Raw genomic sequence first — 16,827 nt, forward strand, 5'->3', positions numbered from 1 at the left:
GAGTCAGTGGCGGCCGATGGCGTCGCGACGTACACCGCGTCCAGCGACGACGGTGAGGTGTTTGTGTTGACCCTGCGCCCCGACGGCAGCTACACCTTTGCCTTGAGCGCGCCGATTGACCATGCTCCCAACCGCGACAGTCAACGCCTTGATTTTAGCGTGGTGGCCAGTGATCAAGACGGTGACACCAGCCGCATCACGCTGCCCGTCACGATTGGTGACGACGGCCCCACCATTCTCTCTATCGCACCATCGAGCACTTTTGTTGTTGATGAAGATGACACCGCGGTAGGCTCCGATCACTCCGGCGTGGTCGCGGTCGCTTCCGGCAGCTTTGAAAGCGCACAAGGTGCTGATGGTGTGGTGGCTTATGAATTAGTCAATATCTCTGACACTCAAGTGGGCCTAACCTCCAATGGTCAGACAATCATTATCTCGGAAGTCAATGGCGTTGCAGGGGCGACGACCTATCAGGGGAGGGCAGGAGGAGAATTGGTGTTTACTTTAGTCCTTTCTGATAAAGGTGAGTATACCTATACCCAAATCCAAGCCCTCGACCACGCGCTAAATAGTGATACGTTAACGATTCCGTTTGACGTCGTCGCGATTGATAGTGATAACGACGCCTCTCCAGCCTTTCGGTTGCCGATTGAAGTTATTGATGATCAGCCAACACTGAGCGGCACGTCCGGTGAAACCTCAGTGGATGAAGACGACCTCGCAGGCATAGGTTCAGACCGTTCAGAAGACACCTTCATCAGTGGAGACTTTGTTATTACCGAAGGGGCCGACGGAGTTGCTGAATATCGACTGACTGACGTAAACGACATACTCGATGGCCTGTCTGCAAATGGAGAATCTTTAGAGTGGGCAGGGGTGCAAACGAATGGTGCGTTACTGACTTACACAGCGATGACCGAGGGTGGCCATGAAGCCGTGTTCAAGATCACGTTCGATTCCCATGAAAATCGTTATCACTTTGAATTACTGAAGCCTTTAGATCACCCTGACGGTGCGAAAGATAACAGTGTCCAGATTGACTTCACGATTAAAGCCACTGATTACGACGGTGATGAATCAGACGTCATTACGTTGCCAATCACGGTTGTTGATGATGTCCCTCTGCTGACTGATCGCGCCATAACACGAGTAGAAGGCTCTGGTTTCAAGAAAGTTAATATGTTTGATACCGCCACCGACAAAGGCGCGGATGGCGCAGTGATAACCGAAATCTCAGGGACCACCAATGGAACGTCGGTGATTAAATTTGGCGGTGAAGGTGGCCAATATCTTGATAGTGTTTCGATCCAGTCAGGGAGTCAGACGATAACGGTTTATGAGGAATATGATGCAGGTAACGGTCATCGTGATAGTCGGGAGCTGGGTGAACTAAAAGTCCATTCAAATGGAGCGATACGTTTTAAAGCGGTTGATAATCTTGAACATGATGGTGACCAGTTTGAATTCAGCGTTGATGTCACAGCAACGGACAGTGATAAAGACACCTCAATGGCCAAGGTCGATTTGACCATAACCGATAAAAAAGCCACGGCAATCAGCCTCAAGGTGACGACATTCGAGGATGCTGGGCGAGATCCTTCGATAGATTATTCTCCTGACAACCCGAATGTGGTGAATGTGGTTAATGCGCACGACAACCAGAGTGGGATTGCTGATCTTGATCACCCCGCGCAGGTCTTGTTGCAAGTCAATCTGCATGATGCGGATAACAATGAGTCCATTGGCGGAATGACCATTAAAGCGGGCGAACATCACGGCACATTCTATTACTTTGACGGGCGTCAATATGTCGAGTTAGAGCCAAACAACCGAGGAAAAATATACTTTGATGGTGCGTTGATCGAACAGTCATCGATCATCGATGCCAATGGTGATCAGATCTCAACCATCAGTAACCTGTATTTTGTCCCCGATAGAAACTACGCGACGAACCAATCAGGTATCCAAGTTAACTACCAATTGGAAGTGGATAATAATGGTGTGCTCGACCACAAGATCAATTCGAGTTTTAATATTGAAGTTGAAAGTGTGGCAGATATTGCTAGTTGGGATGATGCTCATAGTACATATGAGTATGATTTGACTGAGGATGGCAGTAACCAGACGTTACAGCTTAGGGCCATGACACAAGACAACAGTAGCCCTGAAACACTCGTGTATCAGTTGACAGTGACACAAGGTTCAGGGGAATTTGACCTCCTTGATGCGGAAGGCAATGTCATCGCTCAGGCAGGGCCGGGTGTGTATCTTATAAGAGCGGAAGAGATCAATAGTGTTCAGCTGGATCCTAGGGATAATTTCTCTGGCTCAATCAAACTGGATGCCAGCGTCTACAGCTACGAAATGAACAACGCGCTCAGTGGTAAACAATCGGTAGTTTCCGAGACTCAGGCGTTGGTTTTTAATGTCACCCCGAGTGCCGATGACAGCCACTTTTCAGTCAATCGAATTGCCATTTTTGAAGATAATGCGGCGAGCCAAAACACCTTAGACCCAGAGACTGACCATCAGGTATTTAGTCTGGATAAAGTGATTACGCTTAATTCGACGCAAGACATAGACACGCCAGACGATACCTCGGAAACGTTATATATTCGTTTGTCAGATTTTACGGGCGAAAACGGGCAGGCTCTAACAGGCTTTGAAGTGCGCTGGGTGAGCACGGGTAACCCGCTTCCTGTGATCACCGATGATAACGGTCATCGTTATTATGAAATCGCCCAATCCGACTTGAATAAAGTTGAGATTCAACCGCCACTTCACTCAAATGAAAACTTTACGTTTGAAGCGACTGGTGTGGTCAAAGATAGCGCGATACTGGGGGATGGCTCTCAGGTGACGGACGTACGCGAAATGGGACCGAGCAAAACCGTTAATGTGTCGGTAAAAGGAGTCGCAGACAGCCCTTACATTCATGATGTCCCTGAAGTGCCTGACACGGGCGCGGAGATGGACACTTGGTACCGTCACACTGACGATAATGGTCATGCTGGTGTGCAGGCTATCATCAATGAAAACTCAAGCATTGAGCTGAGTTTTGCCGTTCTTTCTGGTGAAATAAAAGACGGCATTAACGATGATTCTGAATCCCTCACGGTCTTGCTCTCGGATATTCCCGAAGGTGTTGACGTTTACGACAGCAATGGGGGTGTGATTGATTTAGTGTACGTAGGCAGTGATGCTAATGGGCCCATTTATCAGGCGAACATTACTCAGGCGCAATATCGTTCAGGGATTACCCTAGAACCCTCTAAATATTCAACGGAAGACATTCGTATCTCAACCAAAATCATCGTGACAGAAAGTGATGGCCATGTCAGGGAGGTGGACGGTAGTCTCTTTATCAAAGTGTTGCCAGTCATTGATGGAGGGGGTGAGGACAATGCATATCACCGCACGGCTTCAGGCAATGAAGACAGTTTTATACTGGTTCCTTGGAGCTTGCCAAAGGCAGAGCATCCCGATAGCGCCGAGGACACCAATGGCCGTGATCATGAGTTTGTCTCTGCCATTACGATTTCAGGTTTCCCCGAAGATGTTGAGATTTTAATTGATGGTGTCGCTATTGCTGATTATACCGGTGGTAATGCGGTTTACAGTACGTCGACGAACACCTTATCCATTACAGGCCTAGATGAGAACACCAATCCGCCAGAGATTCGTGTGAAACCACCTGAAGACGCCAGCGTGGATATGAATTTAAACAGCCAATTAGTGTTACAAGAACAGGATGCGGACGGCAACGATGGCAGTGTCTATTCAAAAGAAGTCTCGGGGACGTTAACGCTTGTGGTGAAACCCATTGTTGAAAGTGACGGTACACTGCACGTCAAAGCCAATGGTGCCGCGGTCGCCTCGATTGATAATGCGGATGATGGCCGTATCGACTTTACCATTAACGACCCCAAGGGTGATGCGAATGTGATTGTTTTTGACGATTTGGATCCAAGCTCAGAGGAAGTGGTAACAAAGGTTGTGGTCCGTTTTATTGGTCTATCAGACGATGAACTGGATCAGCTTTTCGTTTCAGGAGCGCTTAATAATGGTGATGGCTCTTGGACCGTAACCGAGACCGAACAATTCAGTATTGTCGCTCCTGCAGGTTTAAAATATATCGATGAAAGTGGTCAGCAAAGCAGTACGTTAACCGTGGAATTTGTTGCTCAGGTTTATGACAAGGGTGATGAATTGGAGGGGGGCCCTGTTAGCCAGAAGTCGACACGTGTTGATTTGTCATTCCCAAGCGATCTGGCGGACCAACAGAGTAAAGCGGCAGTGATAGAGCAGGTATTGACACCAGAAGCGGTGATCACTGGCGTTGAAGATAATCATGTTGAGTTGAGTCAGCAGATAAACGGCGTGCTTAAGGTAAGTCTCGATGAGAATCATATCAGCAGCGCCGATCATGTTGTTGATCAGCTGACTCTGGTGATTGATCCGAACGATATTCCCTCTGAGGTGAGCGGACTCAAAGTGATTGGAGCGCAATATGATTTTGCCAATAACCTTTACTTGTTTGAGGCGACGGTAAACTCAGATGGAAGTCTTTCCATTCCTCATGGACTGAAGTTAGAACTTCCAGAAGATTACGCAGGTGATTTTCATTTGCCGGTCACTGTCGTCACGACCGATCAAAGATCTGGCGATGAGAATCGCGTTGAAGTGATGATTCCTGTCGCGGTAACACCCGTCGTTGATGTGGCACCAGATACAGGCGAACAAGGTCAGCCTCTTGATAGCAATGTCCAACCAGATGTGTCATTAAGCGCAACGACTGTTGAAAAAGGAACAGGCAAACCGCTGGATACACAAGGACTCGAAGATCAATTGATCAAGTTGGCGTTTGATATTGATTTGGCGGATGTTCGGAATCAGAGCGAGCAAGGTCAGGAAATACTCACTAAAGTTGAAATTTCGCTGTCCGATCCGAGTGAAGGGTATTTTGCTGATATTAACGGTGACCCCATTCAACCAGACAGCAGTGTGTTGGTGTTTGATTCCACCGATCCTGCGGCGATTCAGGCCGCCTTGGAGAGTGTGTATTTTGTTGCTAAGGAGAACTACCCTAGCGACAGCATTGGTAATGCCATCTCGTTTGTGGTTAAGGGCACCGTGGTTGATCAAACCGTGTTTGATAATACCGGTACCGACCAAGTGTCTAACACTGGCAGTGAGCGAACATTTAGCCACAATGTGGACGTCGACATCATACCAGTCTTGGATCCTGTCTCTATGCCGACAGAAACAGACAACATCGTGGTCGTGGGTGACGAGGACACCGCGATTTCGCTGACGTCTGCTGGGCATGGTTTGTCGATTGCGCTCAATGATACCGATGGCTCGGAGCAGTTCATTTCTGCACAACTGACTGGAGTGCCAGAAGATTTTGTCGTCACCAGTACCTCACTTGATTTTGTCGTCAAGAATAATGGCGGTGGTGATTGGGTCATTCAGTTGACAAATCCAAGTGTGAACTCGATAGATTTGTCGGCGATTGCAATTCGGCCTGCGGAACATTTTAGTGGTCGTGTGGATATCGGTATTACCGTATTCACGCAAGAGCAGATCCTGCAACAGCCAACCGCGCACCATGGTCAGTTCATTCTTGATGTCACACCGGTGGGCGATGTCGTTGATATTAATCCTAGTGATACGGCATCAGGCCTTGAAGGGGAGAATATTGATCTTGTAATAGAAGCGAGTGTTGTCGATAAAACGAGCCTTGTATCAGGCGATTCCGAGCAAGACCAACCAGAAACCTTGCTGATTACGGTAGACAAAGTGCCTGACGGTGCGATGATTTTCTATCCGGATGGTGCCACTTTGGCCACTAATATGGGCAATGGTAAATGGCAACTCAGAGTGGATGCTCAGGAATTGGATAAGATCGTCTTTAATTCCGGCGACCACAACAAAGGGACTTGGAATGAAAACAGCCTGACGATTACCGTGCAGTCAGTGGACAAAGATGCGGAGGGTAATGAATATTTGGGGCCAACGACGAATCAGAGCTTTGATGTGGCGATTGACGTCGAGGCAGTCAATGACCGTCCTGAATTTCATCATCTTGCTGATCTGCAAACGGCAGAAGGGACGAATGCGGTGATAAAAGGCTTCACGGTATCGGATGTCGATTCAAGCTTGGATGATCCAGAGGCAATATATACCCTGACCCTCACGGTCGACAGCGGCCAGATTTGGCAAAATACACTTATCGCTGCCAACCACTCGTTGAATGTTTCAGTGGACGGCTTGAGTCAATCGATCACTATCTCGGGCAAGGTCACTGATATCAACGCTGCTATTGCTCAGGACTTAGTCACCTTTAGGCCAGAAGAAAACAGCAATGATTTGATCGATACCGATGGTGTCAAAGTCACGGTTCATATTGATGACAAAGGCAATGTTGGTGTGACCGATGCGGCGAATCTGGACACAGCGAATACGAATGAATCATCGTTTGTTATTCATGTCTCAGAAGTCAACGACAAACCGGAAGCTGGCCATCTGGATTTGGGACAGCTTGAAGAAGAAGGCAGTCTGCAAATTACGGCGGCTCAGTTAATTGGGGCAAGCAAAGATATTGATGGAGATCAACTGACGATCACCGCCATCTCTGTTCCAGAAGAACAGGGTACGTTGACGCTCAACCTAGACGGGGTTTCTTGGACGTTTAAAGCGGCGGATGACTTCAATGGTGATGTGGCAATGAGCTACACAATTGAAGACCAAGGCACCACCAATGGTGAGAATGATTTCCTTGAGGATTCTGGTACGGTTTCCCTGAAAGTGGTCGGGGTTAATGACAAGCCAGATATTGACGTGGATGCCATCACATCTGAGATCAGTGAGTCGTCTGGACAACGCATCAGTGGCATTACGGTCAGTGATGTGGACTATGTTAATGCGTTAGCAAATGATTCGATGACAGTGATGTTGAGTGTCGACTTTGGCCAGCTTAATGTGATGTTGCCACAAGACTCATTAATCACTGCCTATCCGTCTTCAGGCGAGATCATTACATTAGTTGGTCCGCTCGGCGAACTGAATGCCTTACTCGACTCACCGTCGGCAGGGACTGGGGTCACCTTTGATGCTACACATGCAACATCAGATAACGTTATGTTAACCATAACAGCAACAGACTCAGGTAACCCTTCGGGTATGGTGATGTCTGAAACAACACAAAAATCCATTGCGATTACGCCTATCGCGAATACGCCAAGCCTTTCCTTGGCGCCGGATCATCACTTCGTGAAAAACATTAATGCTAGCCTAAGCGCGAGCAACAATGGTATTGCTCTCATGGGGGTGATCGCAGCCTTGACCGACATTAATGAAGTGTTGACGTTAGAGCTAACTGGCTTGCCAGCGGGTGCCTTGGTGAACACGTCTTCGGGAACTCTATCGCCTATCGATGGCAAGGTTGTTGTGCCTAGTGATGATATTGATAGCGTCTCTATCGTAGGCGCTCCAGAAGGTGCCCATACCATTCAAATGATCGCGGTATCCACCGAGACAGACAGCACATCCGCAAGTTCAGAACCGATTGATATTCGTCTGAATATTGCCAATGATCATAGTGATATTGATGTTGCTGCGTCGACGGAAGATCAGTGGTTGCTAGGCAGCGATCAAGGGGTTGAGCTTACTACAGGCGAGGGAGATGACCGGATTGAAGGGGGGAAAAGCGATGATACCCTGATGGGTGGCGCCGGCGACGATACTTTGATTGGAGGTCAGGGCAACGACATTTTGCAAGGGGGATTAGGGTCCGATATTTTAACGGGTGGAACGGGAGAAGATACGTTTGTCTGGCATGAAATCGAGGTGGGAGCAAAAGATACCATTACCGATTTTAGCATCGATGAAGGCGATAAAATTGACTTGCGTGAGGTACTCCCTGAGCTGAAAGACGCTAACGTCGACATGGAAACCCTGCTATCTCATCTTGACGCTAAACTGGTTGATGGCAATGATATCGAACTCAATATACATCCGAGTGGCGATGGAAATGGAGAGCAAACGATAGTGGTTGAAGATCTTGGCCAGCAGCTCGACTTCCATAGTATGGATTCTTCACAGATTATATCGACCCTGCTGGATCAGCATATTATCGTGCACGATCAATAATCGAGTGGGCTTATCAGTGACTACCCCGCCTTAGGAGGGGTGGTCACTTAATAGGCTGATATACCGAACTCTCTGAGTTTGCTCGGCAGGACTTCGTCGAGTTTTTCAATATCCTCCGCCTCAATTTCGATTAAGTCGAAGTTGTGGTCGTGATACACAGATTTCAGTGCTCGTTTCTCTTGTTCAGTGAAGTCTCCGTTGTCCTTTCCCCAGTAGTGTAGATAGACTTTGCCACTGGGAAGGTAAAAATCACTCAAGATGTTCTCTTCGATTGGCAGTTGCCGAGTATAAGCATGGGCAATATTGTTCATGTACAGCCAGTTATCGATTTTCAGTTCACCGACGGAACGTACATAATGGCCATCCAGTGTTCGATGCTTGGCTTCAAACTTCTGGCGAAAATTCGAAATAGAACGATCCGTTGCGTGAGAGTGAGCCTCTTGGCCAGTAAATTCCTTTACTGACTGTTTGAGGTGTTTGTTTCGGACAACAGAATCATGCCAGACAACAAAATGTTTGCCACTTTGCTTATCCAGTCGTTGAGAGCCTCCTGCTTTCAACCCATGGTAGCTGACTTTCCAACCCGAATGGGCTTTTTCTATCCAGCCTAATTCTTGAAACAATTGGTTGATTTTTTTTGCGTTCAGTTTGAAGCGTTCGCCGAGTTGGGTTGCGCTAAGTGGTAACGCACCGAGCGCACCAGCCTCAATATGAAGCTGTTCCGGCCAGACAATGAATTGCCCATATTGGTGATGCTGGGCATATTCGCCGCCACAACGTTCCCCTAGATCGGTTAAGATCCATGCCTCTTCCATGCGTTTGATATAGCCTGCCCGTTTTAAATCTTGAAAGAGTTGTTTAGCCTCCAGACCACGTAAGCGAGCCAACGCCGTTGTTGACAGTTTATCGGTCATCTTACTTCCTTTGATTGGCTTGTTTACCCCTAGTGATGATGACGCGACTCATGACATGCTGTCAATCATGCGCCATCACTCCAAAAGTCATCAGTTAGCAATGTGAGTGAAATATAGCCATGGAACAAGGGGCGATAAGGACTTGCTTTTGATCAATGGTTTGATGGAGTTTGTGATTGTCAGTATTACATATCATGACCCACTGCTGCTGGTTTTCACTGGGTAGGGAGAAACGAGCGGGGGCATTGGTTTGATTGATGCAATAAAAGAGCGAATCGCCTTGTTTGCCAATCCCTAATTGCAGAGCGACGGAACTCAGCCGATTCCAGTCATCATGTTCCATAAATGTACCGTCGACACGATGCCACGAAATTCGATTATCGTTTCGGCTGTCGCCACTGAATGCTTTTATAAATGGAACCATATAGGTTTGGCGAGCGTTTACCATATCCGCCAACCACGTTTTGAAGGCCACTTTTTGCGAGGACATTTGCCAACTCAACCAGCTCAATTCATTGTCCTGACAGTAAGCATTATTGTTACCCTTCTGACTATGTGAGAGGACATCTGCGGTTAAAATGTGTGGTATTCCGAACGCAAACAGTAGGCTTGCGATAAAATTTCTCTTTTGTTTTTCGCGCTTTTCGATAATGGTAGTGTGTTCAGTCTCACCTTCAACACCATAGTTATCTGAGCGATTGTCACCATGCCCGTCTCTGTTTTGCTCACCGTTAGCCTGATTATGTTTTTGTCGGTACGACACTAAATCCTGTAAGGTGAACCCATCATGATAAGTCACATAATTGACCGTCAGTTTAAACGGCCAATTGGCCGCACTGTAAAGATCACGAGACCCCATTATTCGTGTGGCAAACTCTTTTAGATACCCATGATCTCCGCGCCAGAAGCTACGAGTGACGTCTCTAAGTCTGTCATTACATTCATTCCAACCCCATGGGAAATTACCGACTTGATACCCATCTGGGCCGATGTCCCATGGTTCAGCGATCAGTTTCACTGTCTTGAGTATTGGGTCCTGAGCGGCCACTTTGAAAAAAGCGGCGTTGGGGTTGAAGTGACTGCCTTCGCGACCTAAGGTGGCAGCCAAGTCAAAACGAAAACCATCGATATGATACTCTTCCACCCAGTACCTGAGGCTATCCATCACCAGATTTAAGCTGGGCTGATGGGTTAAATCCAGTGTGTTGCCGCAGCCAGTATAGTTGGCATAGTGTTGTTCTTGCTTAAAGTAGTAGTGCTCGTCAAGTGCTTTGAAGTTAAAAATAGGCCCTTGTTCACCGCCTTCGGCGGTGTGGTTAAATACGACATCAAGAATGACCTCAATACCATTGCGATGCAGTTCACGAATGGCGGTTTTAAGTTCAGTCACTGCGTCTGATTCTGCGTATCTGGGATCTGGAGCCATAAAGACATAAGGGTTGTAACCCCAGTAATTGACCATATCCATACTCAGAAGATGAGGTTCGTGCATGCAAGCCGCGACGGGCAAAAGTTGTAACGTATTGATATGTTGTTCACGATAAAATGCCAGCATTGGCTCACTGGCCAAACCTAAATAGCGCCCTTTGAGATCACTTTCCACATCTGGGTTCAGCATAGAGACGCCTTTGACATGGGTTTCGAACAGGATCATTTCTTCACGCGGCCGATTGGGTTTTTCAACCTCTTGCCAATCGAAGTAGGTGTCTATGACGACGGATTTTGCTAATTCAAAACTCTGCTCTGGGCTAAAGGGGGGAGTGTAGATCAGCGACGTGTCTAATGACTTTGCGTAGGGGTCCGAGATCAAATAGGGTGTTTGGTTATCTTCAATTAAGTAGGCGTATTTTTGTCCTGCTTTAACCCCTTCAATGTGCGTGTGTCTGATGTCGCCGTATTCGCTCTCCATAGGAAAAGTGTCATATCCCCCCTCTTGATCAAACAGCACAAGTTGGATGTTTTTATTCGCAGGAGAATGGATCGAGAAGCAACAACCTTGGTGATTAAGGTTTGCGCCAAGCGGATAGGGGCATGAGGGTAGCATCGTCATTAATATTCTGCATGTGATTGAATGGCCTACACCTAAGTAAATATCTTTGCATCAAGAAGATCAAGCGCCTTTGAGTGAAATTAAAGTGTAATTTTTTTTCATAAATCGCTTAAGGTTGACCATGAAATTTGATCTTAGCGGTTTTTTTTACCCCCTTTTAGAATTATATTTCGCGCCCTCCGCCCAATATGTGTGACGTCATCTTCATTTATCGAATGCCACCAATTTTCTCATCCTTTCTCATCCCCCCAGAATAAGTGTTGGGTGGAGGACGTCAGCCTTTCCCCTTATCGGTAATCTTGTCATCAAATGAAACTGGCGATATCCAATGATTGCCTCGAGTTCAGCCTTTCTCACTTTTTGAAGACGTCGTTTACTGCCTTCTCATTCGACCCAAAGAGCGAGACACAATAAGAATAACCCCCTCAATGGAGTGAATGATGAAAAAAATGAGCGCAATTGCAGTTGCGGTGGCTGCGACAATGGCAGCGGGTTCGGTTTATGCCGTCGATTTTAATGGGTACTTTCGTGCGGGCACTGGAATCAGTGATAACACTGGCGGTGATGTCTCAGTCAATAAAAATGGCATTGGGCGTTTGGGTAATGAAAATGACAATTACTATGAGTTTGGCTTTTCTGAAGAGTTGGAAGCGGGTGAACAGACTTGGGCTGTCGAATCTATGCTGGCGAAAGGGGATGATAAAGGGTCATCTGGCTGGGAAGCCGGGGACATAAACGTTGCTCAGTTCGCCGTAAAAGCAAAAGGGTTGATTGCTTCAGATAAGGAAGCGACGATGTGGGCGGGTAAAACCTATTACCAAAGAAGAGATATTCATATCACGGACTTCTATTACCTGAACACGTCAGGGACAGGTGGGGGTATTGAAAACCTTTCTATTGGCAATCAAAAGCTTTCTGTCGCCTTGGTTCAGGACGGTGAGGTGACATCCAACAATGTAAAACAATCTGCGGGTTACATATTAGATACGCGTTTAGCCAATATTGGTCTCTGGTCTGATGCGTCTCTAGAGTTGGCCTTAGCCTACAATTTCGCAACAGAAACCGCCGATGGGACAGAAACCGCCGATGACGGCATGCTTGTTTCAGCTATTGTGCATCAGAACATGTCGCAAGGCTTCAACCAAACCGTATTGCAATTCGGGACCAATGGGTACGGTGTACAAGCCGCCAATTTTTGGGGGGCGGGTACTTATTATGCACGGGGCAATGAAACTTATAATGATGCGTCAGGCTTTCGATTGATTAACTGGGGGGTGATTAACCTTGGTGAACATTGGGAAATGGGGCATCAGCTCGCCTACTTAGGGGGTTCTGATATTGGAGGAACAGACTCGGACAGTAATTTCACGAATAACACGTTTGACATCGATCAGTTCTCCGTCGTGGTACGCCCAATGTACAAATGGAATGATACCATGCGAACCACCTTTGAGGTCGGAGTCAACCAAGGTGAGAAAATCAATGCCTCTGGCACGGCAACAGAAGATTTCGGCAACACCAAGCTAACCGTTGCACAAGGCTGGGCAATGGGTGACAGTTTTTGGGCACGTCCCGAATTAAGAGTTTATGGTTCGTACATTACCGATACAGAGAATGACAGTGCCTTTGGTACAGGGGAAGATTCAGAGTATGTAGTGGGTGTTCAAGTTGAGGCTTGGTGGTAAGTCATTCCAGCCTATTTCTGTCAGCTGAAAAGGGTCGGCTGACAGAAAAATAGTGGTTGTGAGTATCGAGCAAACGTTGTGAATATCTAGAAAACCATAGTTAAGGAAAGCAATATGTACTTTCGAACCCTTGTTTTGAGCGGTTGTGCCGTTTTGGTGGGTTGTCAGTCCGCCGAGCCAATTGAACAGGTTCAGACCACCCAGACAAAGCAGGTTAATTCGATTGCGGCATTGCAATCGATTAAAATGACGTTGCCCAGTCGAGTCAAGGTGGATGTTACACCTCAATCGCAGTCATTGAAATTGGATGGGATCAATGGCCCGGTCGCCGTGTTCGAGCTGCCAACCAATCGCGGAGAATTTTCACTGACCATTACCAGCTTTATCAAAGAAACGGCTTTTGTCCCTCGTGCCGTTGTGTTCGATAGAGAAGGTCGTGAGATAGAGCGTTATGGTGCGGAAATGTTCCAGTATAAAAAGCCTCGTTTTCACTTGGGGAATCGTTTAATGGCGGAGATAGATTTTTTCCCTCCGGTGGACTTAGATATGGCTTACCTCGTTATTTATGCGGATAAGGAGCAATTGAATGAGTCAACGTTTGTTATCCATCCAGCACGATTGGATGCTCAAGGTCGAGGCAATTATTTACCAGAGATGAAAGATATCGCTTTGCGCAACTCACCGTATGGCCAAATTGAAGTGGCCATGGATAGGAGCGCCCTTTTCAATCAGACGAACTCTGCCGATTCCAGTGCCGCTATACTCAAACCGGAGGACGCCAATATTCGTCAAGCACCACAGCTCCAAACTCAGCATTACTATCACACAGCGATAAAAGCGGCTGTAGAGTCCAATGACCTGAACAAAGCCATCGGTCTTTTGGATGAAGCCAAAACGCTTGGTGTCTCAGGGGCACAAGAGGTGTTTATCAAGGCGGTGAACTCAAACCATTAATTCTTTATTTACAAAAGCCACCGCTGGCCATCATCGTGAGCGGTGGCCTTTGGTATAAACGGCCGCTGAGCCTTGAGATCCTCGGTGGTGTTGATGATAAACAGACGGTCTTGATCTAATGAGTGGGCGTGTGCAGAACCCCATTCGCGGCCGACGAATAGCAACCCCAGTTTCATTCCTTTCTGTTGCCACTTTGCTCTGTTGTTCAGAGGTGGGTAACTTTGTGGTTATATCATTGGTTATCTGCCTGCGCGCAACAATCACTTTGAATAGAGTGTGACTTTCCAGTGAAGTACAGGCACTGATGTCCACTTTTTTATGGCGCGTTCTCATCGGCGATAACCGTAAAAACGCCTTTTCCCCTTTTCTTCGTTATTCACCCATACGGTGTTAGTTTTGATATCCAGAGCCAATGCGTTGGCGTCTTCTCACACCACGCCCTAACCCTTCATGGAATGATCCCTTTAGCCTTGTTGCATATTTAGGTGTTGATATGACTCATGCTCGAAAAGCTTTTTCCCTTAAAGAGTGTCATTTGTGCCTGAAAATCAGAGAATATCGCGGCCTTTTGTTGTTTAAATGTTGCTCTTTTTTGGGTTTTGTTAATATTACTACCACAATCTATTAATAAACTTGTATATTAGGTGGGCATCTAGCTCAAGTTACAATCTTGGCTGTTGCCATTGCTGTCGTTGAATAAGTCATTATCTAAAGGGACAAGAGAGATGAGAAATTTGGGTTTTAAGAAGTTATTGCTCATGTCGATTATCGCGCTGGTGGTGGTATCAGTGTCGGTGTCTAGCTACATAGCTTACGTCAAGCAAGAACAGACCTTGGTGGATTTAATTACTGTCTCAAATCAGAGCTATGTAAAAGGTCAGGCGCAAAAAATTTCTGGTCAGTTAGCGGAAAAAGTGGGTGGATTAGAAAAATTGGGCCAGTACTACTCTGATAAAGAAATCACAGGTTCGCGAGATGACTTTGTCGCTTTTACTCACATGGTGGCCAATGCGGCAAACCTCAACAGTTCAGTTTTGGCGTTTTCAAATGGTGATGCTTACTGGAACCAGACGGCCAAAACTTGGCCCAATCATAAATTTGATGGTGATGTCACAACCAGAGGGTGGTACAAACTCGCAAGGCAAAACGCGACGACGGTCATTACCGAGCCTTATGCTGGAAGTGAAGAAGGGGATTATTGGGTTTCCATCGTACGTAAAACACTGAGTGGGATGATTTCTGTTGACATGAAATTGGACTTTCTTAATGAGATTGTCAAAAGCACCAATGATATACCTGGTACTGTTGCGGTCATTTTAAACAACGATACCACCATTCTTGCTTCCTCGATGACGGACGTGAAAGCAGGCCATAAAACGTCTCAGTACCCGTGGCTAAATCGGGTGGGACAGGAAGCGATTGGTCAACATGATATTGTCTATGATGGCCAAGAGAATAACGTTGATAAACTGTTTTTCTCTCACGAAATCAATGTCGCTGGGAAAAAGTGGTACTTTGTATTGGGTATTGAGAAAGACATTGCGTTTGCTAACCTTACTTCGGCCAAGCAAGCCGCTATTGTAACGGCGGTCGTTGCAACTTTGGTCAGTATTATGATCGCCTTAGTGGTGATTCAGGTTTTGTATCGGCCCATTCTAGCGCTTAAAGAAACCATTGCAGGATTGAGTGAAGGCAATGGGGATTTGACACAGCGTATCACGGTGACCACCAATGATGATCTTGGACAAATATCGGAAGGCGTCAATAAGTTCATTGCTAGCCTTCAATCTATGATGTTGGAGATCAGCGAATCCGCCAATCAATTGAATGGCAGCGTGGCACGAATGAAAGAGCAGAGTGAGCGTAATTCGTCGATTTTACAGCACCATGTTCAGGAGACCGAACAAGTGGTAACCGCGATAGAAGAAATGAACTCTACTGCGGATGCCATGGCGACGGATGCGGCGAATACCGCTCAGTTGACACAGAAAGCCAACGATGCGGGCTCGGCATCAAAGCAGACCGTCACACAGGCACAGAATAATGTGCAGGATTTGGTCAATGATGTGAGCCAAGCGTCAGATTACGTCAATAAGATGGCCGCTGAGACCGATGGGATTAATACCATTCTCGGTGTGATTGGCGACATTGCAGAGCAGACCAATCTGTTAGCCCTCAATGCCGCGATTGAGGCCGCGCGGGCTGGTGAACAAGGTCGCGGTTTTGCCGTTGTCGCTGATGAAGTCCGTAATCTTGCTAGTCGAACCAAAGACAGTACCGAAGAAATTGAATCAGCCTTGGCAAGTTTGCTAAGAGGAAGCCAGTCGGTGGTAGATTCTATGGATTCAACCAAAGTCAAATGTGGTCAGACAGCCGATGGGGCCGGAGAAGTGGCGCAAAGCCTTGACGTAATGACGGATTTTGTGACCGATATCAATGATCTGAGTACCCAAATAGCCACTGCGGCTGATGAACAAAGTAGTGTGACACAGGAACTGAGCCGTAATATGAGCGCAATAAACGATATTGTTGGTGAACTGGATACTAACGGCCAGCAAGCACTGCAAGATGCACAAAGCATTGCGGATATTAATACCAATCTGACCACGATAGTGAATCGATTTAAGCTCTCCTAGCAAGAGGGTCGGAATACGATGCAAGTATGCACACGAGGTCGTCGTGTGCATTGACGACTGCGGTAAAAGATTAGGGTATGTAAGGGGCGTTGTTGATCAAATCAGCTTGAAGATCAACGACGCCATATATGACCAGCCATTCGCTTCTGACGGGCATACTTAGCCCTATGACTTTGTATATAGCGTTGACATGCGCCATGATTTCACCCACATGAGCGTTGTAGCCCCTCAAGCTCAGTGTACCGTTTGTTAGTCCTTTGTATCGCGGGATTTGCAAAAGGTTCAACTCACTTAGGCAACAACGCCACCCTAAAGTATAAAATTATCAAATACGGCAGTGACCTGTGTAAATAAATGGATGTTAATTAGTGCGTGAAATTCACTGCCGAGTGTAAATAATGAAGCATGTAAACTCAGTTATAGTAGACTCGCCT

The 16,827-nt window shown here is 46.8% G+C and carries 6 protein-coding genes; 4 read left to right on the forward strand and 2 right to left on the reverse strand.

What is annotated here, in order from left to right; translation table 11 throughout:
- Positions 1-6: 6 nt before the first annotated feature.
- A complete protein-coding gene (locus tag HLM86_RS08755; RefSeq protein ID WP_367947043.1) occupies positions 7-8,154 on the forward strand; it encodes a T1SS-143 repeat domain-containing protein in 8,148 nt (2,715 codons plus the stop codon).
- Between the two features lie 47 nt (positions 8,155-8,201).
- Here the strand turns inward: HLM86_RS08755 and HLM86_RS08760 are convergent, their stop codons facing one another.
- Complete coding sequence (locus HLM86_RS08760) at positions 8,202-9,068, reverse strand: glycerol kinase (protein WP_170882612.1); 867 nt, start codon at positions 9,066-9,068, stop codon at positions 8,202-8,204.
- A 94-nt stretch (positions 9,069-9,162) separates the two neighbouring features.
- Entirely contained in the window at positions 9,163-11,118 is a 1,956-nt protein-coding gene (gene glgX / locus HLM86_RS08765) for a glycogen debranching protein GlgX (protein WP_254868784.1), read from the reverse strand.
- Positions 11,119-11,558: 440 nt separating this feature from the next.
- Here glgX and lamB point away from each other — a divergent pair, with 440 nt between their 5' ends.
- The 3 genes from lamB (at position 11,559) to HLM86_RS08780 (ending at position 16,393) form a co-directional block, all read left to right on the forward strand.
- Entirely contained in the window at positions 11,559-12,803 is a 1,245-nt protein-coding gene (gene lamB, locus HLM86_RS08770; protein ID WP_076590194.1) for a maltoporin LamB, read from the forward strand.
- 114 nt (positions 12,804-12,917) lie between these two features.
- Positions 12,918-13,757 (forward strand): MalM family protein, encoded by an 840-nt coding sequence (locus HLM86_RS08775; protein WP_076590193.1) that lies wholly within the window; start codon positions 12,918-12,920, stop codon positions 13,755-13,757.
- A gap of 725 nt (positions 13,758-14,482) precedes the next feature.
- Complete coding sequence (locus HLM86_RS08780; RefSeq protein ID WP_170882613.1) at positions 14,483-16,393, forward strand: methyl-accepting chemotaxis protein; 1,911 nt, start codon at positions 14,483-14,485, stop codon at positions 16,391-16,393.
- The last annotated feature ends 434 nt before the right edge of the window (positions 16,394-16,827 follow it).

It is taken from the genome of Vibrio ostreicida, assembly GCF_013074385.2.
Classification (GTDB): domain Bacteria; phylum Pseudomonadota; class Gammaproteobacteria; order Enterobacterales; family Vibrionaceae; genus Vibrio; species Vibrio ostreicida.